This is a genomic window from Acidithiobacillus acidisediminis, assembly GCF_023277115.1.
Lineage (GTDB): Bacteria > Pseudomonadota > Gammaproteobacteria > Acidithiobacillales > Acidithiobacillaceae > Igneacidithiobacillus > Igneacidithiobacillus acidisediminis.
In genome coordinates this window covers 594,207-618,094 of sequence record NZ_JALQCS010000001.1, presented here as the reverse complement: position 1 = coordinate 618,094, position 23,888 = coordinate 594,207, and the positions used below count along the sequence as shown (strand labels likewise).

Annotated in this window: 27 protein-coding genes; 14 read left to right on the top strand and 13 right to left on the bottom strand. The window is 61.1% G+C overall.

Features of this window, described 5'->3' with window-relative positions; genetic code table 11:
• Position 1 precedes the first annotated feature (1 nt).
• A complete protein-coding gene (locus tag M5D89_RS03140; RefSeq protein WP_248884334.1) occupies positions 2 to 1,186 on the bottom strand; it encodes a carbon-nitrogen hydrolase family protein in 1,185 nt (394 codons plus the stop codon).
• Between the two features lie 194 nt (positions 1,187 to 1,380).
• Between M5D89_RS03140 and M5D89_RS03135 the strand changes: the two genes are divergently transcribed.
• Positions 1,381 to 3,879: a type IV secretory system conjugative DNA transfer family protein gene (locus tag M5D89_RS03135; protein WP_248884333.1), complete on the top strand. Its 2,499-nt coding sequence runs from the start codon at positions 1,381 to 1,383 to the stop codon at positions 3,877 to 3,879.
• Here M5D89_RS03135 and M5D89_RS03130 read toward each other — a convergent pair.
• Both M5D89_RS03130 and M5D89_RS03125 read right to left on the bottom strand, forming a co-directional pair.
• Complete coding sequence (locus M5D89_RS03130) at positions 3,848 to 4,471, bottom strand: lytic transglycosylase domain-containing protein (protein WP_248884332.1); 624 nt, start codon at positions 4,469 to 4,471, stop codon at positions 3,848 to 3,850. The two genes, M5D89_RS03135 and M5D89_RS03130, sit on opposite strands and share 32 nt — an antisense overlap.
• On the bottom strand, positions 4,468 to 5,142 hold the full coding sequence (locus tag M5D89_RS03125; RefSeq protein WP_248884330.1) for a S24/S26 family peptidase: 675 nt from the start codon (positions 5,140 to 5,142) through the stop codon (positions 4,468 to 4,470). Before M5D89_RS03125 ends, M5D89_RS03130 begins: the two co-directional genes overlap by 4 nt.
• 221 nt (positions 5,143 to 5,363) lie before the next feature.
• Between M5D89_RS03125 and M5D89_RS03120 the strand changes: the two genes are divergently transcribed.
• A complete protein-coding gene (locus tag M5D89_RS03120; RefSeq protein WP_215851307.1) occupies positions 5,364 to 5,618 on the top strand; it encodes a FitA-like ribbon-helix-helix domain-containing protein in 255 nt (84 codons plus the stop codon).
• Positions 5,615 to 6,037: a type II toxin-antitoxin system VapC family toxin gene (locus tag M5D89_RS03115; protein WP_215851306.1), complete on the top strand. Its 423-nt coding sequence runs from the start codon at positions 5,615 to 5,617 to the stop codon at positions 6,035 to 6,037. The genes M5D89_RS03120 and M5D89_RS03115 overlap by 4 nt, the downstream gene beginning before the upstream one ends.
• A gap of 239 nt (positions 6,038 to 6,276) precedes the next feature.
• Here the strand turns inward: M5D89_RS03115 and M5D89_RS03110 are convergent, their stop codons facing one another.
• The 9 genes from M5D89_RS03110 to M5D89_RS03075 form a co-directional block, all read right to left on the bottom strand.
• Entirely contained in the window at positions 6,277 to 6,552 is a 276-nt protein-coding gene (locus tag M5D89_RS03110) for a hypothetical protein (RefSeq protein ID WP_248884329.1), read from the bottom strand.
• Positions 6,549 to 7,700, bottom strand: coding sequence for a hypothetical protein (locus tag M5D89_RS03105; protein WP_248884327.1), 1,152 nt, complete (start codon positions 7,698 to 7,700; stop codon positions 6,549 to 6,551). Before M5D89_RS03105 ends, M5D89_RS03110 begins: the two co-directional genes overlap by 4 nt.
• 15 nt (positions 7,701 to 7,715) lie before the next feature.
• Positions 7,716 to 8,768, bottom strand: a complete 1,053-nt coding sequence (locus M5D89_RS03100; protein WP_248884326.1) for an LPD7 domain-containing protein — start codon at positions 8,766 to 8,768, stop codon at positions 7,716 to 7,718.
• 51 nt (positions 8,769 to 8,819) lie between these two features.
• The gene (locus M5D89_RS03095) at positions 8,820 to 9,188 is read right to left on the bottom strand and encodes a hypothetical protein (RefSeq protein ID WP_248884325.1); all 369 of its coding nucleotides are present in this window, start codon (positions 9,186 to 9,188) and stop codon (positions 8,820 to 8,822) included.
• A 9-nt stretch (positions 9,189 to 9,197) separates the two neighbouring features.
• Positions 9,198 to 12,530 (bottom strand): zincin-like metallopeptidase domain-containing protein, encoded by a 3,333-nt coding sequence (locus M5D89_RS03090; protein WP_346347700.1) that lies wholly within the window; start codon positions 12,528 to 12,530, stop codon positions 9,198 to 9,200.
• A 69-nt stretch (positions 12,531 to 12,599) separates the two neighbouring features.
• Positions 12,600 to 13,499, bottom strand: a complete 900-nt coding sequence (locus M5D89_RS03085; protein ID WP_248884323.1) for a DNA adenine methylase — start codon at positions 13,497 to 13,499, stop codon at positions 12,600 to 12,602.
• The gene (locus M5D89_RS14405; protein ID WP_431307145.1) at positions 13,496 to 13,729 is read right to left on the bottom strand and encodes a helix-turn-helix transcriptional regulator; all 234 of its coding nucleotides are present in this window, start codon (positions 13,727 to 13,729) and stop codon (positions 13,496 to 13,498) included. Before M5D89_RS14405 ends, M5D89_RS03085 begins: the two co-directional genes overlap by 4 nt.
• A 3-nt stretch (positions 13,730 to 13,732) precedes the next feature.
• Positions 13,733 to 15,163, bottom strand: a complete 1,431-nt coding sequence (locus tag M5D89_RS03080) for a hypothetical protein (RefSeq protein ID WP_248884321.1) — start codon at positions 15,161 to 15,163, stop codon at positions 13,733 to 13,735.
• Entirely contained in the window at positions 15,150 to 15,434 is a 285-nt protein-coding gene (locus M5D89_RS03075) for a transcriptional regulator (protein WP_248884319.1), read from the bottom strand. The genes M5D89_RS03080 and M5D89_RS03075 overlap by 14 nt, the downstream gene beginning before the upstream one ends.
• A gap of 83 nt (positions 15,435 to 15,517) precedes the next feature.
• Here M5D89_RS03075 and M5D89_RS03070 point away from each other — a divergent pair, with 83 nt between their 5' ends.
• The 8 genes from M5D89_RS03070 (at position 15,518) to M5D89_RS03035 (ending at position 19,916) form a co-directional block, all read left to right on the top strand.
• Positions 15,518 to 16,204: a LexA family protein gene (locus tag M5D89_RS03070; RefSeq protein ID WP_248884317.1), complete on the top strand. Its 687-nt coding sequence runs from the start codon at positions 15,518 to 15,520 to the stop codon at positions 16,202 to 16,204.
• Positions 16,205 to 16,327: 123 nt separating this feature from the next.
• Positions 16,328 to 16,543 carry a hypothetical protein gene (locus M5D89_RS03065; protein WP_248884315.1) on the top strand — a complete coding sequence of 72 codons (216 nt, stop codon included), beginning with the start codon at positions 16,328 to 16,330 and terminating at the stop codon, positions 16,541 to 16,543.
• A complete protein-coding gene (locus M5D89_RS03060; RefSeq protein WP_215850668.1) occupies positions 16,543 to 16,788 on the top strand; it encodes a hypothetical protein in 246 nt (81 codons plus the stop codon). The genes M5D89_RS03065 and M5D89_RS03060 overlap by 1 nt, the downstream gene beginning before the upstream one ends.
• 100 nt (positions 16,789 to 16,888) lie before the next feature.
• Positions 16,889 to 17,170 (top strand): HU family DNA-binding protein, encoded by a 282-nt coding sequence (locus M5D89_RS03055; RefSeq protein WP_215850669.1) that lies wholly within the window; start codon positions 16,889 to 16,891, stop codon positions 17,168 to 17,170.
• A 27-nt stretch (positions 17,171 to 17,197) separates the two neighbouring features.
• On the top strand, positions 17,198 to 17,449 hold the full coding sequence (locus M5D89_RS03050) for a hypothetical protein (protein WP_215850670.1): 252 nt from the start codon (positions 17,198 to 17,200) through the stop codon (positions 17,447 to 17,449).
• 1 nt (position 17,450) lies between these two features.
• On the top strand, positions 17,451 to 17,876 hold the full coding sequence (locus M5D89_RS03045; RefSeq protein ID WP_248884313.1) for a hypothetical protein: 426 nt from the start codon (positions 17,451 to 17,453) through the stop codon (positions 17,874 to 17,876).
• A gap of 182 nt (positions 17,877 to 18,058) precedes the next feature.
• Positions 18,059 to 18,787 (top strand): hypothetical protein, encoded by a 729-nt coding sequence (locus M5D89_RS03040; protein ID WP_248884311.1) that lies wholly within the window; start codon positions 18,059 to 18,061, stop codon positions 18,785 to 18,787.
• Between the two features lie 79 nt (positions 18,788 to 18,866).
• The gene (locus tag M5D89_RS03035) at positions 18,867 to 19,916 is read left to right on the top strand and encodes a Fic family protein (RefSeq protein ID WP_248884309.1); all 1,050 of its coding nucleotides are present in this window, start codon (positions 18,867 to 18,869) and stop codon (positions 19,914 to 19,916) included.
• A 632-nt stretch (positions 19,917 to 20,548) separates the two neighbouring features.
• Here the strand turns inward: M5D89_RS03035 and merR are convergent.
• Complete coding sequence (merR, locus tag M5D89_RS03030) at positions 20,549 to 20,956, bottom strand: mercury resistance transcriptional regulator MerR (RefSeq protein ID WP_248884308.1); 408 nt, start codon at positions 20,954 to 20,956, stop codon at positions 20,549 to 20,551.
• 90 nt (positions 20,957 to 21,046) lie between these two features.
• Between merR and merC the strand changes: the two genes are divergently transcribed.
• The 3 genes from merC (at position 21,047) to M5D89_RS03015 (ending at position 23,844) form a co-directional block, all read left to right on the top strand.
• Positions 21,047 to 21,481 (top strand): organomercurial transporter MerC, encoded by a 435-nt coding sequence (merC, locus tag M5D89_RS03025; protein ID WP_248884307.1) that lies wholly within the window; start codon positions 21,047 to 21,049, stop codon positions 21,479 to 21,481.
• A 25-nt stretch (positions 21,482 to 21,506) separates the two neighbouring features.
• The gene (merA, locus tag M5D89_RS03020; RefSeq protein ID WP_248884305.1) at positions 21,507 to 23,150 is read left to right on the top strand and encodes a mercury(II) reductase; all 1,644 of its coding nucleotides are present in this window, start codon (positions 21,507 to 21,509) and stop codon (positions 23,148 to 23,150) included.
• A gap of 406 nt (positions 23,151 to 23,556) precedes the next feature.
• Entirely contained in the window at positions 23,557 to 23,844 is a 288-nt protein-coding gene (locus tag M5D89_RS03015) for a YMGG-like glycine zipper-containing protein (protein WP_248884304.1), read from the top strand.
• The last annotated feature ends 44 nt before the right edge of the window (positions 23,845 to 23,888 follow it).

The following is a 23,888-nucleotide window of genomic DNA, read 5'->3' as shown; positions in this document are numbered from 1 at the left end:
GTCAAGTGTTCTCCGCCTTGATCTCTGGGGTCCCCAGCAGTCTGCCCCAGGCCCAGGCAGTATTTCGCTGAACCGTGGGTATCCCTGTGCCTCGTGCCCACCACTCATTGTTGGTGAGCAGGATCACCTGCGGGTGCTGGATGAGGGCCTCCATCCAGACCCAGGGCAAGAGCTGATCATAACAAATACTGGCCCAGGCCCGGATCCCGCCGATTTTCCGGGCGGGTTCCCACCAGGACGCCTCGTAGCCCACGTTCTGGCTGTCGACATAGCCTGTGCCCCGGGACCAGGGATGCCACATGGAGACTGGCACCGGAAAGGCCGAATTGAACAGGATCTTCTGCGGCTTGTTATGCTGTAACGCAACAATGGAGTCCGTCAGCAGTCCAGGTCGCCTCGGCACGGACATCCCCACGAGCCAGGTCTGCCCACGGGGCACCACCTGCTGGATGGCCCAGGCATTGCCTGCCCAGTCGGTCTCCAGGGTTTCCGGTAGCAGCAGGACCTTGGCATTCCGGGACCGGGCCATGGTCTCCCGCAGGATCGCGGTGTGACGCGCCTGGTTGGCCAGGATGTTGGTGGTGGCAGGACCCACGTGGAGATCCACGCCGCGCCATCCGGCTGGAGGCTGGGCGGGGTACAGCATGGGCCAGGCATTGGCAATCATGACGGCGCCGAAGAGTAGCGCCGCGGTCCAGGCCTGATCCCGATCTTCCAGAGGCCACAACAGGTACCAGACACCTATCGCCCAGACAAGTGTGAGTATCAGTCCCACCCCTCCGAAGCCGGGGAATAACACGCCGGCGGACGCCAGCGGCGAGAGCCAGTCAAAAAAGGACAGGGGCGGCACCAGGGCATCGAAGAGCAGGACAACGATGGCTCTCCAGGGACGATCCGCAAGACTCCATCCCGCCGCGAGCAAGGCGGACGATCCCAGCCAGAGGAAAGCCCCTTCCCAGAACGGCGCGTGCGGGCCGAAGAAGACGGCCACCCCGCGCAGCAATCCCACGCTGCCCGCGCCGTAGTAGGCCAAGGCTACGAGATAGCGACGCAGGGGCTTTTTCTGGGCCAGCACGAGGCCCACGAAGGCCAGGGAGAGCAGCGGGCCTACCCAGGGCATGGGCAGCATCCACGAGGCCCCGCAGAGGGCCGAGAGGGGAATGGCAAAGCCGGGACGGCGGAACATGACGATCCTGAATAGCAACGGGTCCGTTTTGGTATAGCCTCGCTCGCTACCGATAAGCCCCGCTTTTCGTCATCGGGTGTCCACCACCGGCCAGTTCCTGCCGTCAGTAAGGCCTGCCGTCTGCAAGACCTGCCGATCCGCCGCCACGCTGGCTATACCGGAATAGCCCGTTTTCTTTTGCAGAAGGACCCTGTATGGCCGCGCGTGTCCACCAGCCCGATCAGAACATTCTTGACTACCGGAAGCAGCAGCAGATCCGCAACGCTCCGGCGCTGGGCATGATCGCCACCGCCATGACTGGCATTGCATCGGCCTATCTGGGTGCGTCTTTGGGCGTCCATTACGTCATCGGTGCGTACGCGCCGAATTTCTTCCCCGGCTACGTTGCCAAACCGTTCTTGGGGCTGCCCATATATTCTCCGCTGGAGTTGGGCAAAATGGCGGTCCAGTTCTGGCAATACCCCAGGATGCAAAAGACGGTCGAGGTGGCGGGGGGCATGGCTGCCGTGCCCACTTTGGCGATGGCGGCCTGGCAGTTCATCCGCGCCGGAAGACTGCAAAAACAGATCTATGAGACCGGCCTGCACGGTTCGGCCCACTGGGCGAGCCGTGAGGAAGTGGAGCAGATGGCCTTGCTGGCCATGGCTAAGTCTAGCCTGTCCATCAGGCTCAGACAGGCCGTCCGCCGCGCCCTTTGGGGTGCTCCCAGCCCCGACAGTCAGGGCCGGCCCCGCGTCTGTTACGTGGGGGGCTTCGTGGACGAAAAAGGGCACACCGTCTATCTCCAGCATGCGGGCGCGGAGCACATCATCTGCTTTGCGCCCACCCGCTCCGGTAAGGGGGTGGGTCTGGTCCTGCCGACCCTTCTGGGCGGTTGGCAGGAAAGTGTGGTGGTCCACGACATCAAGGGCGAAAACTACTTGCTGACCGCTGGCTGGCGAAAATCCATCGGGCATCGGATCTTGAAATTCAATCCTGGTTTCGGTCTGGACGCGGACCCGGAAAATGGCGTGGAGGCCAACAACGGCGACCGGGGCACCGAAACCCAGTGCTGCCATTTCAACCCCCTGGAAGAGGTCCGCATCGGTACGCCCTTCGAGGTCAAGGATGTCATGAACATCGCCACCATGATCGTGGATCCCGATGGCAAGGGTCTGAACGATCACTGGCAGAAGACGGGCTTTGCCCTGCTGACCTCCGTCATCCTGCACGTGCTCTACGCCGGGCAGGACAAGACCATGCGGGGTGTTGCCGCCTTCCTGAACGATCCGAAGCTGGCCTCCGTGGACGATGCCTTCGACGAGATGATGCGGACAAAGCACCGCCCAGAGAGCTCCCGGCTGGCAGGGGTATGGGTCAGCCAGTACGGGGACGCGGAAGTCCACCCCGTCATCGCCCAGTCGGCCAAGGAAATGAAGAACAAGGCTCCCAACGAGAAGTCGGGCGTGATCTCCACCATGATGAGCTTCCTCTCCCTCTATCGGGATCCCATCGTCGCCCAGTGGACGGCATACTCGGACTTCCACATCACCGATCTCCAGGACGCCGACCAGCCGGTGTCCCTTTATCTGGTGACCAGCCCCGAAGACAAAAACCGCCTGAAGCCCCTCATCCGTCTGGTCCTGAACCTCATCGCCTCGAAATTCACCGGCGAGGACCGGCTGATCCCTAAAGCGGGGCGTATGGTCTGCAAGGGCAAGCACCCCTTGCTGCTGCTTCTGGACGAGTTCCCGAGCCTCGGGAAGATGGACATCTTCCAGGACGCTATCGCCTTCTTCGCCGGTTACAACGTCAAGCTCTTCCTGATCACCCAGAGCAAGTCGCAGCTGGAGGACGAAGGCCACGGCTACGGCAAGGCGGGCGGCTCGGTCATCGTCGAGAACTGCCACGTGCGCATCTTCTACGCGCCCAACGACGTGACGACGGCGGAATGGCTCTCCAAGACCCTGGGCAAGAAGACCATCGCCATGGAGAACACTACCCAAAGCCTGGAGGGGTCCTTTCTGCCGTCCCCCAAAGGACAGAGCCGGTCTATCACCTACCAGGCCCGGGATCTCCTGACCCCGGACGAGGTCCTGCGCCTGCGTGGCCCGGTCAAGAAGGGATCGGACATCGTGCAGGCCGGCGACATGATCGTCATGGTGGCCGGATTCGCGCCGGTGTACGGCAGGCAAATCCTGTACTTCAAAAATGAGACCTTCCTGGAAAGGGCGCAGATGAACCCGCCGGACCATCGGGACGAGATCAGCAAGCGTCCGGACAACTACTACGAGACGCTTTTGGGGCATGGCCAGGCGGAGCGGGTGGCCGCCCCGCCGGAGGCCTCCGCTCTGGTGGACGAGGATTTTGCCGATCCCGTCAAGCAGGAGGGAGACGCCGTCCCCGCTCAGGATCCCGAATCTCCCTCCGGCCTGAAATCCGTAGAAGCCCTGGCAGACTCCTCTGGCGCGGCCCAGGAGCCGGATGGGGACGACCCGCAGGACGGCCTGCTCGACGGCGACCCGGATATCCGCGACGCGCAGGACCAGATCACGAAGATCGCCTGGCTCGCCCGAACAGCGGGCGACACGCTCCCGCCGGAGCTGGTTCAGGCCAGCGGTGGAGTAGCTGCGTGGCGACCGGATCGGAAGCGTCTGGACCGTTATGCGGAGAACGTCTCGTTCAAGGGGCTGCAGGGGAAGGTGTCCGCGTGATGGGCCCCCAGGTCAGCACATAGGCCAGCCGTGATGGCTCTGGCCTCGCATGGGCACGTCCCGGATTCCATCGCACCGTTTCCACCCGGTACGCCCGGCCATGACTTGGGCTAGAGAGGGGACACACACCCCCTGCGCCCAAGGGAAACGGATGGCCGAAGGCGGCCAGAATACGCCTGGCATAGACGCCATCGCCCCACAATCGCCCGGAGTTGTACGCCTCGAAGGCGTGATACAGCGCGCTTTGCCCGGGACCGAAGGTGGCCACCGCCCGGCGATAAGCCGCCGTGAGGATCTGCGCACCCGCCCGGAGATTGGTGCAGGCATCGAACGCCGTAGCCGGTGTCAATCCGAAGGTGGCGAAGTTCTCCGTGTCTACCTGGGCGAGGCCCACGTCCACCCGCTGCCCGCTAGCTATGGCCTGCCGCAGATAGGCAATGGCCTGCTGCCGGTTGCTTGGAATCACCAGGTTTCGGGTGGTGTTGTTCCACATGGCGAGTGGGTTACCCCCGGACTCGACGCGGACGATGGCCGTCATGGTGGCCGGGGCGATTTGCGGGGCGCATTGCTGGATCAGGGCGGGCAGAATCATGGTTTCTCCTTCTGGATCTTGTCGGTGTACCAATACTGACTTCCCGGGATCACCAGGGCCGGTTGCAGGCTGCCCAGGATGTTTTTCGCCGGCACGGGACCGTAGTAGGCGCTGGTGTAAGCAAAGGTGCCAGGGGCGTAGTCCCAGAAATAGCCCTTGGGGATGGTGAGCTTCGTGCCGATGGGCAGATGGATGACCGGGATACCGTCCACCCGGGACACGATCCGGCTGTTGGGAAGCAGACGACCGTTGGCGATGACGCCTTGGCGGGTGATCTCCACGGTCTGGCCCGCCGTTGCGGCGACGATCTTGGCGAAGGGCATGAGCTGACCGGCGCAGGCCCATTGGCCATGGGGCGCGTGCTCCAGCCAGAGCCCGGTGATGGCCTCGTACAGGGCCGGGTTGTCCCCTTTGGGGGCGGCATCCACCATGGCGGATGGGCCGGTGAAGGAGATCGGCAGATGCTCATGGACGGGCGGGCAGAAATACACCCGATCGCCATCTTTCAGGTGCAAGGGCCTCGGGCCGCGCTGGTAGAAACCGAGCGGCATACAGGTCGTGATGTTGAGCGACCAGTGTTCCGCACGCCCAATGGCGAAAAGGGTGGCCAAGGGCAAGGTGACCATGGCCGTCGCGCCGATGAATACGGTGGAAAGGGCGGGCTTGTGCATGCCAGAGCAAATCCTTTTGCAAGTTCCTGCTCGGGTATAGCCAGCCAAAAAGGGGATGGGCGGTGCGGCCGGCTTGGGGCCATCCGCCCTCTTCCGTCAGACAGCGTCTTTTGCTCCTACGAATGCAAGTAAGGGATCAGCCATGTTTTCGACCTGTTGCGCGGAGATATCAGTCTGCTTAGAATGACTGCATTGATAGCACAAATGCACAGGTGGTCAACATGGCGACAGTCACCGTTAGAAATCTGCCGGACGAGGTGCATCGCGCGCTTCGTGTACGTGCGGCAACGCACGGCCGCAGCACCGAGGCAGAAATCCGTGACATCCTCGAATCGACCGTGCGCCCATCGGAGCGGCTTCGCCTGGGCACGGCCTTGGCCGAACTGGGCCGCCGTGTCGGGCTGACCGATGACGAAGCGGAGCATCTCAACCAGCTCCGCGACAAGACTCCGGCCGAGCCGATGAGCTTTGAATGATCGTCCTGGATACCAACGTCATTTCCGAGGCGATGAAAGCGGAACCGAATTCCGCCGTGCGGGCGTGGCTGGATGCGCAGGTTGCCGAAACGCTTTACCTGTCCAGCGTCACGCTTGCCGAGCTGCTGTTCGGCATCGGTGCCCTGCCGTCTGGCCGGCGCAAGGATACGCTGTCGCAAACGCTGGATGGCCTGCTGGAACTATTCGGGGATCGCGTGCTTGCCTTCGACACCGACGCAGCCCGGCACTACGCCGATCTGGCCGTTACCGCCCGTTCTGCCGGCAAGGGCTTCCCTACGCCAGACGGCTACATCGCCGCCATTGCGAAAGCGCGCGGCTTCACGGTCGCCACGCGCGACGTTGCGCCGTTCCAGGCGGCCGGCCTCAACGTCATCAACCCGTGGGAGGCCATGCGGTGACGGCGCAGGAGCGTTCCCCCGCGGCGCTGCCAGCGTCGTGACAACGTGGCGACACCGGCCATTTGGCCAGGTCGCCGAGCTATGGGCAATACAGGCCATCCTGTATATCAACGGATTACCACTCTGAGAAATTTGCCCATCGGATGATTGGCGGATTGTCGATGGAAAGCGGCGGGCCGTTGATGAACCCGGTTCGACGATCCATTGGGAAACGGCCATGTTGCGTACCCAGGGAGGACTCAGGGTCCCAGACCCAACTCCAGACCCAGATGTATGCCCAGGTCCTGGATCGCCTTTTCCGGCGGTACATAGCCCAGGTGCATGGCGTGCTCCAGGACCCGGCGCTCGTGGGACTCGACCAGCTGCCTCTGCACCGACCCCACGGGCAGGGTATGGCTGTCCGGGTGCCGGTGCAGTTCCGCCAGGAGCTTTTTCAGGCGCTCCCGCCGCGGCTCGTCCTTGACCCTGCCGAGATCGGCCAGGGCCCATTGTTCCAGCGCCTGTCCGTGCTTCACCGCTCCACTCCCTGGACCAGTTCCTGCCCTTTTTCGCGGTGCTTCGCCAGCACGTCCACGCCCAGTTTGTCGTGGACCAGTTGCACCGTACGGTCCTTGTCCCCGGTCTGTATCATGGCCTCGTTGGGCTTCAGACCGCCGCCTTGGCCCTCGATCTGCCGGAAGGTGCCTGCCGGGTCCCGTTCCCCGAAAGAGGCGGACAGGAATTTCTCCCCCGTGCTGCGGTTCTCATGGGGCAGGACGTTGACGTAGAGCTTGCTTCCATCCTCCCGCGCCACGGATGCGGCCAGCATGGGGATACCCGATTTCGAGGTGCGCTCCTGAAACTCGACGCTGTGGCGCTCCTTCAAGCCCTGCCCTTTGTTCTCGACTACCAGGACGCCGCGGGGCTTGCCCTGTTGGTCCGCGTAGAGCCCTACGCTGCGCCAGGTCCCCTGTTCGTCCTTCTGGTGGCCTTCCAGGCGTGGGAGCCTCTGCTTCTGGGTGACGCCCTGCTCCTTGAGACGGCCGGCCAGATCCGTAACTACGCTCGCAAAATACTGCTCCCGCGCGGCCCGAGCGACCTGGTTCAGGATCTCCCGGTTTTCTCCCATGCCGGATTGCCGCAGAGGCTCCTGCGCCTTGTCGATGGCTTCCTTCGCCCGCTCGAAGTGCCCGGGAGCGGCCTGGATTTCCTGCTTCTGGGCGTCTTTCAGGGTGGCCACGTGATTGGTGAAGGATCGCCCGTTTTTCTCCACCGGTTCCGCGAAGCCGCCGATGGTCACCATCTGGCCTGCGTGCTCCTGGGTCGCGCGATCCAGCTTGGCGATGAGGCGCTGGGCGTACTCGCTTCCCAGGTCGGCCGACAGGATGGTCTTGTCCTCGCCGTTTTCCAGGGTAACGCGCAGTTTCTGGAACTTCGCGCCGTTGGCCTGGGTTTCAGCCAGGGAAACCCCTGTGAGCTGCCCGCTCAGTTCCGTCTCGTAGCGGGCCCCCTGCGCTTTCAGGGCGGCCCGGATAACCTGCTCGCTCTCCGGGCTATGCCCCTGTTTCCAGGCGGCGTCGCCGATTTCGGCCTTGGCCTGGGCCAGAGCCTTTTCCGTGGCCTCGTCGTTGAGCTCGATGAAGCCGTTGACCAGGTTGTTGCGCTGCATCATTCGTACTGGCATGACTGCTCTCCTTTTTTACCGTTCCAATCCATGATCCTGCTGCAGGTTTTTTTGCGGCTCCGGTGCCTTTCTGGCCGGACCCAGCATGTTCCCCCGCTCCCGTGCGGCCTGTTCCTGAGCCTCCCGATACACCTCTTCGGCCAGCTTGCTGCCGGGTTCCAACGAAATCCCCAGCTTCACGGCCATTGCTGCGGTCTCTCGCAAAAACTGGGGATTGCCCTCGAAGTGGACGGGTTCCCCGAACCGCTGTACGGCGGCCTGCAGGGCGGTGCTGACGGCCTGCTCGCGCCTTTGTCTCGCCGATGTGCCGATACCCATCATGGCCCGCCGGGTGACCGTAATATGGTCCCCGTAGTCCAAAACCAAAGGCCGGTTCTTGTGCGCCAGAAGGGGCTCCGGGGCGTGGCGCTCGAAAACCGGGCGCGCTTTGGCCGGCGGGGTACGCTGTGCGTCGGGCCAGTTCTGGAGCCGCTCCGCGTTGTCCGGTTCGGGGCTTTTTGGTCCAGGCTTGGCCGGGCCGGATTCCTGGCTTTGTTCAGGAATCTTGGCGCGTGCCTTCCCGTCGTCCAGGGCGTCATGGAAGGCGGATTTCAGGAGCTTTTCCTGGTTTTCCGGGGTCGCTTTGTCGTATCCGGGGATCAGCTGGCTCATGCCGAGCTTCTGCGCGGCGAGTTCCCGTGCCTTCTGGATGGCTTTTTCCGCCGCCTGGGGATCCTGGCGGGTGTCGAAGCGCATCCGATCCAACGTGACGGAAAACTGGGGGTCCAATCCTTCCAGATCATTCCCCCTCCGGAGCACCTCGTAGGCAATGGGTTGCTCGCCGGGCTTCAGTTCGGAGCGTGCGAGGACCGAGCCCTCATCGAGGACCAGAGGGACCATCTCCACCCGATAATTCATGGCCTCCTGCACCACCTGGGGAAGGTCTATCTCGCCTGTGATGGGCAGGGTCAGCTTTTTCTTGAAGACCTTCGGAACCGCGCGGGACTTTTCCGTTGGCCCCATGCGGCCTGCCGAGTCCGCCGCCTCGAACACCTCTCGGGATTCCTCAATCGCTGCCTGCGTTACCATGATGTCTTTCTCCTGTGCGTTTTCCTCGTGGGCGGGTGTGCTGCCGTTGGGTCATCCGGCATGCTCCCCCGCATTACCGTCGGGATCCGCCAACGCCGCCCGATAGATGGGCACATCCACACCAAAAATCGCAGCCACCTCGTCGTCCGGCATCTGCTCCGCGACGGCAATCTCGCCGCCGATATAGGACAGATACTCCAGGGCCTTCCGGACCATGCTCAGGTCCTCTGGATCGCCGGACCGGAGATATATCCGCTTCGGGGCCGTCTCGCGGGTCAGCTTGTCGATGGCAAGCTGGTAGCCGCCCAAGCCCTCCGGGTCGTCTACGGGCTGCAGATGCTCTGGATCGGCTCCGATCCAGAGATTGCCGCCGGTCGCATGTGCCTGGTTGGTGCCGAATATCCCGCTGAACCATCCCATGCCCGTCTCCTATTCGAATTCCAATTCGTTGACCTTGCTGCGCTGGGCGGCGTGTATGGCGTTGCCCACATTCCTATCCACGGCGGCGGCCTGCTTGAGCGCGGCCGCCAGCTTGTCATCGGTGATGGTCCGGGAGAACCGCGTTCCGTGTTCCGGGTTGTACCAGCGCACGGCGCTCCCCAGGTCCTCGGTGGCGGTCATGCCCCGGCCAAGGCCAGCTTCCAGATAGTCCCGGGCCGCCACCGTCTTTTGCGTGCCGTCCTTTTGGGTGACGGGCAAGGTATGCCCGTTCAGGGCGTCCAGGGCGCGGGAGAGTTCATGGAGAGCGGAAGCCGGGTCGCGGGACGGTTCGGGCTTTCCCGGGATGCTTTTTGTCCCGCCATCCACCACCGCCGTCACTCCCAGGTGCTCGAACGCTTTGGCGATCTGCGCCTTGGTCTGGGCGTCGATGCGTTCGGCCACCGCTTCCGGGGCAGGCGCTGTGCGGCCCACAGTAATGGCCGTGGGATCCGTCACGAAGTACGGGTTATCCCCGAACTCCACCCGGATACCGTTGGTGCGCACGTGGGCGTCGGCCTGCGTTTCAAACCCGGCCTTTCCCCGGAAATACTCTCCTCCCTTGGCGGGGTCCTTGCGCACCAGAAAGGCTTTTTTGAGCAGGTTGCCACCCTCCGGCTCTCCAGGCCGCTTCTCCCATCCCAAGGATTCCAATGCCTGCACCACGGCGCGGCGCTTGGCCTCGAAGGGGTCCGTCGTTTCCCTTTCGCTGGCGGGATCTGGTACCCCAGACGGCTCCACTGGAGGCTTTTCCACGATAGGCAGGTGCTGAGATAGCCCCGCCCGCTCCATGGCCTTGCGCACGTCACCCTCGGGATTCAGTGCTAATACCGCTTTGGCATACTGGGTGAATGCCGGCTTGCGTACCCCGCTGAGATCACGGGTTTCCGGGTTCAACAGGTAGTACGCGGTTACCGCGCCCTCCTTCCGGGAGACCACGTGGTCCTGGCCTTGAGCCACCTTCTCTGCAACATAGGATTGACCATCGATGATCCGGTCGTCCCCCATATGGACCCGGAACGACTGCAAATTTCCCCAGGCGTGGGTTACGCCCCGAACCTTGCGCTCCTCTTCCCGTTTTTCTCTACGCTCCGCATGCGCTTGTTCCATGGCCGCCACACGATCAGGGCCCGCCCACTCCTGCAATTGCGCCACACGTTCTTTCTGCGTCTTCCCGAGTTTCACTCCGGTCAGGCGGGAAAAGGCTTCCTCAGAGCCGGGGTTCTGACTGTTGGTGCCGATCCAGCGAATTACGTGCTCAAGGTTCCTGTCCTCGACCGCCTGCACAAACTTATCCGCCATCCCGCTGCCCGGCCGGACCACGGCGCCGCTTTTCCATAGGCAAGCGAGGGTGATTTCCTTTGGGTCCTGCAGTGACCCAGACTCCAGCAGCTCCTTACCGTGTTTCTTGAGGCGATTCTTGAAGTCGCTTTCCAGGGCGTGGCGGGTTTCCCCTATCCGGTCCTGAACCGGCAAGGATTGCGCGAAGCGCGCTTTCACCTCCGGAATGTTGTAAATCGACTCCCCGGGCAGAGCCTGCATCAACTCCACCTCCGGACGCGACGATCCGCGGTATTCCCCTTCACGGATGATGCCGAAGGTCTCATCAACGTCCGCCCGGTATTCGCGCAGCATTTTTTCGTGACCGGCAAAGTCTGCCGGGGCCAGGGATTTGGAGACTTCCATGGTCCGCTGAATCAAGGCTTCGGCGCGCTCCGGTAGAGCGTCGTAAAAGGCTTGGTACGCTGCCAGCGCCTGCTCCCTGAGGTCCGCCATCGCAGCGGTCGGCTGCTCCGGCTCCTGTTCCTTGGGAAGCAGATCCGGATAATGCTCCCGCTTGATCTCCAACAGTGTGGTCGGCGTGAAGTGGTAATCCAGCTCCGCCCCGGCGCGGGTGATCTCCGGGATGCTGATATACCCCATTTCTGGGTACCCCATACCTAGATCCGCAAGACCAAAGGCCTGTATCTGCCTTGGGAAACCAGGACCCTCATTTTCAGGGTCACCGCGGTCCTTCTCGATGATGAACCACTGGGCGCCGTTAGGGCCGAAGTAGCGCAGGGAGACGGGCCGCTCGCCGTCCGGCAGGCCGTCGCTTTCGTAGGTCGCCGGCATCTGCCGGAGGATCTCCTGCAGCTCCCGCATCTTGTCCGAGAAAAAGGCTTTTTCCTCGCCACCCAGGAGTTCGTCCGTGACGGCGGCCTGCCGGACGCCTAGGAAGGGACGCACATCGTCGGGGACCTGAGTCAGTATGGATTTGGTGGCCGGAATTTCCGGGGACGGATCTGCCTCTGGAGCAGGCTCCGGGGCGCGACCCGGCTCCACCTGTAACGCTGGCGTGCGCTCGATGAGGAAATCGCTGATGGCCTGGGCGTCCTTGATGGCCTGGATGAGGATCTGCTTACGCTCCTTCTCGGGCAGGGTACCCAGCCAGGAGGCAAGATACGCCGCGGAGTTGCCGGTCTCGCGGCCTTCCTCCACGGTTTGCGCGGCAGGGTCGAAACCGATACCCAAAGCGGCGGCGGTCATGGCCGCCGACATCTCGGCCCGCAGTTCCTCGATGGCGTACTTTTGATCCCCGAAGGTTTTTCCGAACTCCCGGTTCAGGCGCTGGGGATGTCCGGTCGCATGGGATAGCTCATGCAGAAGCGTAGTGTCGTGACCGGTGGCGGTATGGAAATCCTCGATCCTGGGCATCTGCACGAAGTCTTCACCGGGACGATAGAAGGCTTTGCTGCCGCCCCGGCGCACGGCTATTCCCATGGCTTCGGACAGGCCATCCAGCCGGGGGTCGGGCCGCCCTTTCAATCCATGGCCGCGCTCCGGGCGCGCCAGGGGCAGGATGCCTTCGATCTGAGATGCGTGAAAGACGCTGTAGTAGCGCACACCCAGGCGTTTTTCGGTCTTTTCTATGTCCTGGATCGACTTTCCGGATTCCTGGCGGATCGTCTCGATCTCTTCCGGGGTGCGCTTATGCTCGTATTCCTTCCAGACCTCGATGGGGATACCCGAAGATCCTTCGCGTACCTGCCAGCCCTGTTCCCGGGCTTGCTTGTAGGTGCACCAGCGCGGATCCGAAGGATCCGGGGAGAGGGTCATCAGATTCTGGTAGTTCACGCCCCGATAGGGCTTGCCGGTCACCGCGTTGATCGGGGGCAGAATCTGCCCGGCTTCCCAGGGCTTTTGCCATGGTGCCGTGCCCTGCTCGATGTGCTCCAGGAGCCGGTTGGCGACCTCCATCCGCAGATCGCGGCGTTCCTTTGGTTCTTTCGCTGGTTTTGCCACGGATCACCCCCAAAGTGCTCTTTCCGCCTGGGTATAGCCAGCCGTGGCGGGTATAGCTTTTGGTCGGGTTCAGGCCAGTTCCAGATGCCCAAAAATCGATTGCTGCCGGGCGGCATTCTGCGCGTGATACTCCACTAGGCGCGGATTCAGCCAGAGGGATTCCGTGCGCTGCGCTTCCAGGGCCGGGTTCTCCTTGCCTGTCGAGTTCCGCACCGTGTTGCAGTGCCAGGCGAAATCCCGGCGCTCCCAGCCGTCGGCCTCCAGAAGAGTGGCGTAGAGGGGGTGCGCGTAGCCCGAGATGGCGACATGACCCGGGCTCCGCTTCAGACGCTCCAGGAGCGCCCGGTGATCCTCGTCGCTGTACTCGTGGGCGTAGCCTCCCCCCTTCCGGGTCTCCGCCATGTAGGGCGGGTCGCAGTAGAGGACGGCATGCTCGCTGTCGTAGCGTTCGATGATCTCCAGCGCATCGGCCTGCTCGATGATGACTTTCCGCAGCCGGTCGCGGGCCAGCAATAATTCCTCGTCCACCTTGTTCCGCATCGACCGGGCGCGGTTGTCCAGGTACTTCGCCACCGCGAAGCCCGCGGGAGCCCGATCCTCTGGCCGTTGCGTCTCGGCCATGAAGGTTGCCCGGGCGAGGAAAAAAGTTCGGGCCGCGCGCTCAATGTCGTCAGAGCAGATGTAACGCGGGTCGGACCACTGGTCATAGACCGCCCGCGCATAAGGCGTGTTTTGCAGATATTCCCGTAGCTCTTCTCCACGGTGACGCAGCACGTGGAAAAAGTGGATCACGTCCCCGTTACGGTCGCTGATCACCTCGATACCCATGGGACGGCGGGCAAACAGCAGGCTGGCCCCACCGCAAAAGGGTTCGACGTAGGTCTGGAACCGGTTGGGCGCGGGTAACAGGGGCAGGATTTTGTCCGCCATGCGGCCCTTGCCGCCCAGATAGGGAATGGGGCTCCTCATGACACCTCCTTTCTTGGCCGCCCACGAGGGCGCGGCGCGGTGGGGGTCGCCGGCAGGGCTTGCGGCAGTCCGGAAAGCCAGGCTTGCACGTCGCTTTCCCGCCAGCGGCGGCCTCGCGAACCCGGCAGAAGCACCGCCAGCGGGAGCGTCCTGGGGTCACGGCTGACGACGGTCTTGCGGGACAGTCCCAGAACCTGGGCCAGTTCGGCTGCGGTCAACAGACGATCCACGGTTCACCTCCCGATCTGCCATTCCGGTGCGCGCTGGGTCCACACTGCAGGTGGTGGATCGGGAAGGCGTGGAATCACCCCCGCCAAGGAGGTGAACTTCCGCCAGGTGTCCCAAGGTGCCGGTTTGCAAGAGAAGCCATGGAATACGATGGCGGGCGGCCCGCCAGGGGGTGCGTGCTCGTCCAGCAACGGCGGTACACCGGGGGGATCCACGGGGGCGTGATCGACCGGGACGTAGCGAGGCTTTGGCGGCGGTACGCGGCCTTGCCGAAGATCTTCGGTGTCGATGAGCCATCCGAGATCCCGGTCTTCCGTGGGAATGGCCGCCGCCAGATCCAGGCATGGGCCGGGTACGGCCAAGTGTTCCGGGACGTCCGGAATCGGGAGGGTGGCCACAGCCTCAGGAAGGGCGGGCGGGTCCCGCAATTCCGGTCCGGATGGTTCTGGCTCCGGAATCTCCTGGGCCTCCAGGGGCAATAGAACCTCGTCGATCAGATCCCTGGCCCGGCGGTTCCGCTCCGGATGCAGCCTCTCACGCAGCGCCTGCAGCAGGGTGAGGGCGATCCGGCATCCGGCCTTGACGCGGGTGATCAGGCGCTTGGCGAGGTCGGTGAGGCGGGCTCCTGTGATCGTCGCCAGTTGGTCAATGATTTGGGGGGCACGGACCAGAATGTCCGTCAGGGACGGATGGGACTCCGCAATGTGGGCAATGGTAAAGTCCAGCCAACCGGAGACTGAGCGGATAGCCGAAGCTTCCTCGACTGCCTGGAACTGAGCGTCCACCCCATCTCGCCTCTCTCGCCGCTCCAGGGAGAGGGCCGGATCCTCGCCAAAGGAGGATTCGTACTCGGACGCATAGAGGGGTTCCAGAAAGCTCAACTCCGGGCTGTCAAACAGGTCTACCGTCCGGTCATCATGCTCGTGGGCTACCACGGCCTCTGGCCGGTCTTCATCGTCGGGGCGACCGAACACGGCCTGGGTAAGCATATCTGTGGTGGCGTACCCGCAGCCCGTGAGCCGGCGGGAGAACGTCAGGAAATCCTTGTGCTTGTGCAGGTATGCCCGGGCAATTCCCTGGAAATATCCGAACAGCGTGGCGTTGGGGTAGTCGCGCCAGTCGAAGCGCCGGGCGCCAAAATCCAGCAACGTGGTCCCGCAGTCGGCAAGAATATCCGGGTCGGAAAACCCGACATGCCGGGCCAGGCAGGCGACGGCATGGTGCGCCTTGTCGTAAGCCCGTGCATACTGGGCGGACAGTTCCGCCTCTTCCCGCCGGGTCCGGGTTTCTTTTCGGTATAGCTCGCAGAAGCGGATGCTGAACACGCGTTCCTCTTGTTCCTCTTCTCGGTCGCGCCTGGAGCGGATCCGGTCGATGCGCGGGTGGACTCCCGCGTCCTGGTCTCGATCCAGGACCTGTAGGTTACTCATGGTCATGGTTCCTCCTGTGAAGAGGGAGTTGGGCGGGTTCTATGGGCCCGGTGCCCGGCGTGGCGTCGAGGGGGCCAAAGATGTCGGGGCGGAGGTCGGAGCGGGTGATGGCGCCGTTGGTGGCACGTTCGATCTGAACGGAAGCTTTTAGCCCCGGACTGGACAGCCCCTTCACCCACTTGTGGACAGCGGGCTGGGATACCCCGGCCAGTTTGGCCAGGGCTCTCTGCGAACCTGCAATTTGCAGTGCCAGCAACAAGGAGGGTGTTGGTTCCATAACCGCAGTATAACTGGGGTTATTGAACTGTCAATAACCCTGGTGTGTTTTCAACTGATACCTTTGGTTATAGCGTGGTGAGCATGAAGACCTTTGCCGAAAGAGTAAGGATGGCTAGAGAGCATGCCGGGCTGACACAGGCCCAGCTTGCAGAGGCGGTTGGGATGTCTCAGCCAGGCATCCAAAAATTGGAACGATCTGGGGGGGCGTCGAAGTTCACTATACAGATCGCCTCAGCATGTGGAGTCAGCAGTGAATGGCTGGCTACTGGCAAGGGAGAAATGGTAGACGCGAGCGCTCCACGCAAGCCCGGCTTTGATGTCAATATCGAGCCAATAGATGAACCCATTCGGACGGTGCCGCTGATCAGCTGCGTTGCTGCCGGCAAGATGACCAGTGTCACCGATCCATACGCTCTCGGAGCCTATGAGAAGAAAGTGCCCGTCTTGGTCGATACATCCAAGTTTGCTTTTGCACTACGGATCCATGGGGACTCCATGGTGCCGGAGTTTGTTCCAGGGGATATTGTGATCATTGACCCTGACATAACCCCGCAACCCGGGGATTATGTCATCGCCAAAAACGACGACCAGGAGGCCACCTTTAAAAAATACAGGCCTCGGGGGAGAAACGAAAAAGGGCAAGAATACTTTGAGCTGGTGCCTTTGAACCCCGACTATCCCACCCTGCGTTCCGATCTGGATCAGATCGCCATTATCGGCACAGTCGTTCAGCACAACAGGATAATGCGCCGAACCAATAAGTTGTGACGCCAGCGCGAGGTCGCACCTTTTGGTGTCAGGGAACAACCGTAGTTATTGACATATTGATAACTATGGTTATTATAACTCCACATAAGCCGCCCTCACCGGTGCGGCATCGTGGAGGCTGTCATGCAAAACGCTATTCGCAAGGGTATACCTTTCCACCAGGGACATCGGGAAGCGCAGGGGAAGTCCGTCCAGCCGCGGCTGGCTGAACCCATCCCGGTTGCGGTCTCCTATCGGGACGGTGCCGTTCTGACCTTTCTGTTCGACCGTGCTACCCCGATCCGCGATCTCTCGGCCCTGATCCGCCGGGCTGGTCAGGTGCGGAAGGTGGTGCTCTGATGATCACCGTGAATATGGCCGGCGTCGTCGTCCGGCGCGACGGCAAGCTGCTTACTGTACTGGGGACGGCCGATAGGGACGGCGAGACGGTGCTGCATATCCAAGGGGCTGCCACAGACTTTTGGGGGTCACCCCGCGAGCTACACCTGAACGGCTATCGACTGATTATCGCCAAACTGCCTATTTGGGATTTGTGGCGGAGGGCGGTCTACGGCTGGCGAGGCCGCAACAAGCCCGGATTTTGACCCACCACATGCCTATCAAAAGGAACCGCTAATTTGCGGGCTTGCAGGATTCGTCGGTATATTCCGGCGTGGTGCCGTGATTACTGGAGAGGAATGTCTCATGCTGACAAAGAAAGAGCTTGTGCGTCTCATGGCCGAGCGCAGCGATCTGCCGCAAACCGTCGTGGAAAAATCCCTGAATGTCCTTCTCGATATTTACCGGGAGCAGCTCGCTGCCGGCGAAGCGGTGGTCTTGGGCGATCTGGGCCGATTCCAGATCAAAGAGCGGGCGGCGCGCGCCGGACGTAATCCGGCCACGGGTGCCGCCATCGAGATTCCGGCCCGCAAAACCGTGCGCTTTCAGCCCGGAAAACACCTAGTCGAGCAGTTGAATCCCGCGTAAGCACGTCCGGCCGAAGAGGAACATGCCATGTTTGGATTCGGAGAGCATCAAGAGGCCATGACGGCCACCTGCCCTAGCTGTCAGTCGCCCATGGAAGACAAAGGGGCGCACGGAATCCGCATGGGCGGATTGACGGGGCTGGCCGGAGCTGCGGCAGGAGCCGTGCTTGGCCAGCTGGCGGACGAGGGCGAAGAGGCCTTCGAGAAGAAACTTGCCGTCCAGGTTTTTGTCTGTCCCCAATGTAGGGAAGTCTCATTCAAATACCACGGAGGGTTGTGAAATGGATCTGCAGACCGTAGAGCAGCAATACAACCAGCTGCAGCAGGAAGCGCAAGGGGTGATGCAAAGCCTGCAGGCGCTCGCCGGCAAACTCAAGACTGCTGCCGATGGTGGCAACCAGGACGCCCGGGAGTGGTTGCTGGACCTCAAGGAACTGGCCCTCAACGTCCAGCAGGAGCAGCAGCAGGTGATGATGGTCATGCAGGCTATGCACCAAGCCGCGCAGAACGATCTGGCGGCGATGCAGGGGCAGGGCCAGCAATGGCAACCCGGGTATCCGCAGACACCCCAAGCCATGCCCCAGGGCTATCCGCAGCAGCAGTCGGGTGGATTCCTGGGCTCGCTGGAGCACTCGGGCTTCGGTCAGGCCCTGATGATGGGGGCCGGGTTTGGGATCGGCGACGATCTCATCAACAGCATTTTCTGATCGAGTGCTGCGGCGCTGGAGCCGTGGGTTTGCTCGGCGACCATTGCCATGTCCGGCGCCAGGGCAGACGCGGTAATGGATGTCGAGCATCACAGTGCGCGCCGTAGAAAAACTTGTCCCCACCCTTTTGCCGTTGTGGCTATTGGAGTGGGTGACACATTGGGAAGCACAGGATGTAAAACATGATCTGGTTGTTCGCCGGTAGTGCTATCACCAAATTGGCACTGGCGGCGGGCGGAGCCGCACTACTATCTGGCCCGTTGAACAGCCCGCAAACCTGGATTTCTGGTCGGAGTCCAGACGCGCCACCATTGGCCACCCGCCTGGCATCCACGGCTAATGTAAACCGCCTTTCGCGACTTCCATCGGGCGCGGTGGTCGTTGATCTTGAAAACTGGCCGCAAACACCAGTATCGCAACGCGAAAATCCCGTGGGCGCCTATCGTCGGGCGGCAGAAATCGCCGAATATCGCCACCAATGGCTTGTGGCCACTCCAGCAACAGACCTCGTTCGCAGTGTAGACCCCTCATATCGTGGAAAAATTTACCCCGAGTTTGTTCGATTGCGCTTGGCTGCGCGTATCGCAGCTTATGTCCCTGTCTACGAAATCCAGGCCCAAGGTGCTGAAAACAACCCCACTCTGTATCGCTCCTTCGTGGCCGACATCAGCCGACAAGTCCAGCAGGCGCACCCTGGAATCACGATTTTGGCAGGATTGAGCACCAATCCAGGTGGGCACGTTGTTGCCGCCTCGGTATTGGGAAGAGACATCGCCCTGACCAAGGGGCTGGTATCCGGCTACTGGATGAATATTCCCCAGGCCGGCAAGGCATGTCCCCGCTGCGGTCAGGCTTATCCGGAAATTGCTGTACAGGTGCTTGATGCAGAACTCACTGATTCACAGAGATGAAGCGTCATTGCCCCATCAAGCGCCACCCAAGCCAGCCAGGCATCTCAAAAATGGGCGTAAATGGGCGTAGTATTGGTTCATGCTGCGAACCGACACTATCCAGATCACGCCGGAGATCCTGGGCCTCATCGCCCGGATCGATGAGTTCAAAGGCGCTTGGCGCGCCTTGGGCACGCTCGCGCCCGACCGGCTGTCGGCCCTGCGTCGTGTGGCCACCATCGAGAGCATCGGCTCATCGACCCGCATCGAGGGCAGCAAGCTGTCCGACCGGGAGGTGGAGCATCTGCTGTCGAATCTGGAGATCAAGTCCTTCGCGACCCGTGATGAGCAGGAAGTGGCTGGCTACGCCGATCTGATGGACCTGGTGTTTGCGTCCTGGCAGGACATCCCGATCACCGAGAACCACATCAAGCAGTTGCACCAGATCCTCCTGCGCTACAGCGAGAAGGACACTTGGCATCGTGGCAACTACAAGACCACGTCGAACAGTGTCGCCGCCTTTGACGAAGCCGGCGCACAGATCGGTATCGTGTTTCAGACCGCATCCCCCTTCGATACGCCCCGCCTGATGTCGGAGCTCGTGGCGTGGGTGAACCGGGAACGTGAGACGGCCCGGCTGCATCCACTGTTGATCGTTGCACTGTGCGTCGTCGTGTTCCTGGAGATCCACCCTTTTCAGGATGGCAACGGCCGGCTCTCTCGGGTGCTGACCACGCTCCTGCTGCTGCAGGCCGGGTACGCCTATGTGCCTTACAGCTCTCTGGAGAGCGTGATTGAGCAGAGCAAGGAAGCCTACTACCTGGCCTTGCGCCAGACCCAAGGCACGATCCGCACAGAGGCGCCAAATTGGCAGCCGTGGCTGATGTTCTTCCTGAGATCCTTGGCCGAGCAGGTTCGGCGCCTGGAAAAGAAGGTCGATCGCGAAAAGATCGTGCTGGCGGCCATGCCGGAACTGCAGCTACAGATCGTTGAGTTCGCCCGAGAGCACGGCCGCGTCACCATCGGTGAGGTCATGAAACTGACCGGGGCTAGCCGCAACACGCTCAAGCAACATTTTCGGGCGCTGGTCGATCACGGCACGCTAAGCCTGCACGGCAGTGGCCGAGGGGTCTGGTACAACCTACGCTGACAGGTATGGCGAAAGACGCATGGCCGCCATGAACGGTCGGGTATTTCTTGAATAAAGCAGTCAGGCGGATTCCTGAGCGCGCGGGGGCACTCGGGCTTCGGCCAGTCCCTCATGATGGGGGCTGGCTTCGGCATTGCCGACGATTTGATCAACAGCATTTTCTGGCGGGTCTCGTGCGCGTGCCCTGGCTGGTTCGCCAGAGCAGGTACCGGGGAGGCCCCGCCGTTGTTGGCCTGCATGGGAAAGGTATAGCTTTCCCGTGCAGGCTTTATCTTGCGTTCCGTTCTGTTCTGTTTAACACTGTTCCGGCCTTACCTTGTTTCACGCACAGAGGGTTAAGATCCTGCCGCTGGTGTGGGTTTGGACATGGACATTGCTCGACGACAAATACCTTGACCGGTCGGACAAGATGGATGACGTCAAGCAGACAATTAAGGACCACGAGCGACCCGTGTCATGATCCACGGTTCGCCAAGCAGGATGGTTGGTCACTTAGCCTCCGCAGGCGCCGCCAGATTCTGATCGTTGCCAAGCACGTTCCTGCGGAATATCCTCCCGCTGAGGCATGGCCGCTTGAGACTGAAAGCGGTCATTCGCTAGATGAAAAATTTTCTTGTTGTTGGGGATTAAGTTCAGTCCGCTTGCAATGCCGCAATGAGAGGGCATGCCACATCCTTATCCCCTCGACTGCATTGCTCGAGTAGATTTGCCAAGATGTTTTCGATTCTCTGCAGATCCTGCAGACGCGCGCGAACTTCTGTCAAATGATCTTCAGCGATTTGTGCCGCCTTGCTGCAGCGCATGCCCTCATCCAGTAAAAGTAAGTGATGGATTTCCTCCAAACTAAATCCCAGACGTTGCGCAGATTTGATAAATTTCAGCCGCGCTCCATCCTCTGCTGTGTAATGACGAATCCCTCCAGGGGGACGAGGGGGCTCGCGTAGTAAACCCTTGCGTTGATAGAAACGGATCGTTTCGACGTTGACACCCACATCTTCCGCGAGGCGGCCAATCGTGAGTACCGATTCTTGAGATTTCACGGTTGTTGACTCCGTACCCAGGTACGGTTGTAAGAATAGTCCATCAGAACTGTTTTTGCACTTGCTATGAACAACCTCGAGGAGATTCCCATGTCAGTCATTACCCGCATCATCGATAAAGCCGGGGTCCTTGGTGCCGTCCTCGGCAGTTTTAGCTGTGCCATGTGTTTTCCTGCGGCAGCTAGTCTTGGCGCCGCGATCGGGCTGGGTTTCCTCAGTCAATGGGAGGGCGTATTCATGCATTGGTTGATTCCACTTTTTGCTGGGTTGGTGCTGCTCGCAAACCTCGCAGGTTGGTTCTCGCACCATCAGTGGCAGCGCGCCATGCTGGGTTCCATCGGGCCCATTCTGGTACTTCTTGGGGTGTTCGGCATGACGCAACATTTTCTTCCGCGCGAAATATCTCGAGGTATTTTCTACGTTGGGCTGATTGTCATGGTTTCGGCGGCGCTCTGGGACATGTTCAATCCCGGCAATCGTCGCTGTGCGACTGCTAACTGTGAAACCCCTGCCCAGCAGGACTGAATCTACCAGCACCTTGGAGAATCGTATGACCGAAAACAAAACCATTATGCTTGCCATCACCGGCATGACTTGCGACAGCTGCGCCGCGCATGTGCGCAAAGCCCTTGAAAGCGTGCCCGGTGTGCACAAGGCGCTGGTCTCCTATCCGGACGCCACAGCCTGGGTCGAGCTGGAGGGTGAGGTGCACGTACAGCAGTTGACTGGAGCTGTGATCGAGAGCGGCTATGGCGCGCACCCGCGCGATGCAAGTCGCGTCATCTCCGGCGATGCGCAAAAACTGCACATCGCAGTGATTGGAAGCGGCGGCGCTGCCATGGCCTGCGCACTCAGAGCCGTGGAACGCGGGGCGCAGGTCACCCTGATCGAGCGCGGCACCATCGGAGGGACTTGCGTGAACGTTGGCTGCGTGCCCTCCAAGATCCTGATCCGCCAAGCCTACGTCGCACATCTGCGTAGCCAAAGCCCCTTTGACAGCGGGATCACTGTGGCTTCTCCCGCTATCCGGCGCGACAAACTCCTGACTCAGCAACAGGCCAGAGTCGAGGAATTGCGCCATGCCAAGTACGAATCCATCTTGGAAAATGTAGAGGAGATCAGGGTAGTGCGTGGCACCGCGAGTTTTCTGGATGCACAGACCTTGAACGTGGAACTCAATGATGGTGGTAATAGCAAGATTCCTTTTGATCGTTGCCTGATTGCCACGGGTGCAAGCCCTTCCATTCCACCCATTCCGGGACTGGTCGACACTCCCTATTGGACATCCACCGAGGCCCTGGAATCTGACGCCATCCCCAATCAACTGGTCGTCATCGGTGCATCCATTGTCGCAGTCGAGTTGGCCCAAGCCTTTGCGCGCTTAGGCAGTCAAGTCACGATTCTTGCTCGCAGCCGTCTCCTTTCCCAAGAAGATCCCGCCGTCGGCGAACTTCTCAGCACAATTTTTCGAGAAGAAGGAATCACCGTTCTGGAGCAAACCCAGGCAAATGAGATCCGGCACGATGATGACGAGTTTGTGCTGCAGCTGCCCACGGGTGAATTACGCGCAGACAAGCTGCTGATAGCTACGGGACGCAGCGCGAATACCAAGACACTGAATCTGGAGCTTGCCGGCGTACAGATCGACCCACATGGTGCCATCCTCGTGAATGACCGCTTGCAAACCAGTGCCGAAAACATCTATGCCGCCGGGGACTGTACCAACACCCCGCAGTTTGTCTACGTGGCGGCAGCCAGCGGAACCCTAGCCGCTACCAACATGACGGATGGTGAGGCACGTATTGACCTTGTCGCCATGCCAGCTGTGGTCTTTACCGACCCGCAGGTGGCCACGGTAGGGCTGACAGAGCAGCAGGCCAAGGAGCAAGGAATGACGGTAGATAGTCGTCTCTTATCGCTGGAGAATGTCCCGCGAGCGCTGGTCAACTTCGACACGCGAGGATTCATCAAGCTGGTGGCGGATGCCAAGTCCGGTCGACTACTTGGGGTTCAGGCGGTAGCGGCAGAGGCGGGGGAGCTGATCCAGGCTGCAGCACTTGCAATCCGCAACCGCATGACCGTTCAAGAGCTCGCTGACCAGTTGTTCCCCTATCTGACGATGGTGGAGGGACTCAAGCTTGCGGCGCAAACCTTCAGCAAAGATGTTTCCCAGCTATCGTGTTGTGCCGGTTGAGACTGATAGCGGTCATTCAACGTGTTGAATAATTTGCCTATAGATAGCGTTATATCACATCAATTTGAAACAAAATGGTACGCTCCCTATTTTTCAATGTGCAACGAGGGGCGATCCTTCTTCGGCAGATTGTAATAGGCAACAGTTCCGGCGCCATTGAGTGCAATGAGAGCCAGACATCCGGAGAGCGGAATCAGTAAGAGAAGCACAATGGTGATTTGAAGTATCCGACGCAACGCGTGAGGGTAAATCATCAGTGTCGTCTCGCTACTGTAGGTATCTGGCTACAGTCAGTCTTCGCATGTTGGCCGCCAATTCTGCTGTTCATCGGAGAATTGTTGCATCTTTCCTCTTGGCACGAAACATGCTGCTATTCAAGCTGTCTCAACAAGCGGGAGGGTACACCATGTCTTCGTTTGCCAAATCACGAGGTCTGGAGCGGCCTCAGTCTTCCACCTTGCGGATTAGCTTCAATGGTCGCAAGGCTTGCTTTTTCGCACTGTGCCTGACGGCTCTCACGGGTTGCGCGAATATGACGCCCACCCAACAATCTGCTTTGAGTGGCGGGGCGATCGGTGCGGCTGGCGGTGCAGTGATGGGTGCCGTGGTTGGCGGGAGTCCCGCCGTGGGTGCTGCCGTCGGCGGCGCAGCCGGAGCTGCCGCCGGGGCATTGCTGTCACAAAATAGACAATGATGAATCACCCATTCGAGGGTTTACAGCTGGCGGGTCAGGTGCCA

Coding starts and splice junctions, on each gene's coding strand:
- M5D89_RS03140 (WP_248884334.1), bottom strand. CDS start 1,186: ATGTTCCGCCGTCCCGGCTTTGCCATTCCCCTCTCGGCCCTCTGCGGG.
- M5D89_RS03040 (WP_248884311.1), top strand. CDS start 18,059: ATGATCTGGTTGTTCGCCGGTAGTGCTATCACCAAATTGGCACTGGCG.
- M5D89_RS03070 (WP_248884317.1), top strand. CDS start 15,518: ATGAAGACCTTTGCCGAAAGAGTAAGGATGGCTAGAGAGCATGCCGGG.
- merC (WP_248884307.1), top strand. CDS start 21,047: ATGTCAGTCATTACCCGCATCATCGATAAAGCCGGGGTCCTTGGTGCC.
- M5D89_RS03055 (WP_215850669.1), top strand. CDS start 16,889: ATGCTGACAAAGAAAGAGCTTGTGCGTCTCATGGCCGAGCGCAGCGAT.
- merA (WP_248884305.1), top strand. CDS start 21,507: ATGACCGAAAACAAAACCATTATGCTTGCCATCACCGGCATGACTTGC.
- M5D89_RS03085 (WP_248884323.1), bottom strand. CDS start 13,499: ATGAGGAGCCCCATTCCCTATCTGGGCGGCAAGGGCCGCATGGCGGAC.
- M5D89_RS03060 (WP_215850668.1), top strand. CDS start 16,543: ATGATCACCGTGAATATGGCCGGCGTCGTCGTCCGGCGCGACGGCAAG.
- M5D89_RS03050 (WP_215850670.1), top strand. CDS start 17,198: ATGTTTGGATTCGGAGAGCATCAAGAGGCCATGACGGCCACCTGCCCT.
- M5D89_RS03105 (WP_248884327.1), bottom strand. CDS start 7,700: ATGCCAGTACGAATGATGCAGCGCAACAACCTGGTCAACGGCTTCATC.
- M5D89_RS03045 (WP_248884313.1), top strand. CDS start 17,451: ATGGATCTGCAGACCGTAGAGCAGCAATACAACCAGCTGCAGCAGGAA.
- M5D89_RS03015 (WP_248884304.1), top strand. CDS start 23,557: ATGTCTTCGTTTGCCAAATCACGAGGTCTGGAGCGGCCTCAGTCTTCC.
- M5D89_RS03135 (WP_248884333.1), top strand. CDS start 1,381: ATGGCCGCGCGTGTCCACCAGCCCGATCAGAACATTCTTGACTACCGG.
- M5D89_RS03130 (WP_248884332.1), bottom strand. CDS start 4,471: ATGATTCTGCCCGCCCTGATCCAGCAATGCGCCCCGCAAATCGCCCCG.
- M5D89_RS03035 (WP_248884309.1), top strand. CDS start 18,867: ATGCTGCGAACCGACACTATCCAGATCACGCCGGAGATCCTGGGCCTC.
- M5D89_RS03120 (WP_215851307.1), top strand. CDS start 5,364: ATGGCGACAGTCACCGTTAGAAATCTGCCGGACGAGGTGCATCGCGCG.
- M5D89_RS03075 (WP_248884319.1), bottom strand. CDS start 15,434: ATGGAACCAACACCCTCCTTGTTGCTGGCACTGCAAATTGCAGGTTCG.
- M5D89_RS03125 (WP_248884330.1), bottom strand. CDS start 5,142: ATGCACAAGCCCGCCCTTTCCACCGTATTCATCGGCGCGACGGCCATG.
- M5D89_RS03065 (WP_248884315.1), top strand. CDS start 16,328: ATGCAAAACGCTATTCGCAAGGGTATACCTTTCCACCAGGGACATCGG.
- M5D89_RS03080 (WP_248884321.1), bottom strand. CDS start 15,163: ATGACCATGAGTAACCTACAGGTCCTGGATCGAGACCAGGACGCGGGA.
- M5D89_RS03100 (WP_248884326.1), bottom strand. CDS start 8,768: ATGGTAACGCAGGCAGCGATTGAGGAATCCCGAGAGGTGTTCGAGGCG.
- M5D89_RS03115 (WP_215851306.1), top strand. CDS start 5,615: ATGATCGTCCTGGATACCAACGTCATTTCCGAGGCGATGAAAGCGGAA.
- M5D89_RS03095 (WP_248884325.1), bottom strand. CDS start 9,188: ATGGGATGGTTCAGCGGGATATTCGGCACCAACCAGGCACATGCGACC.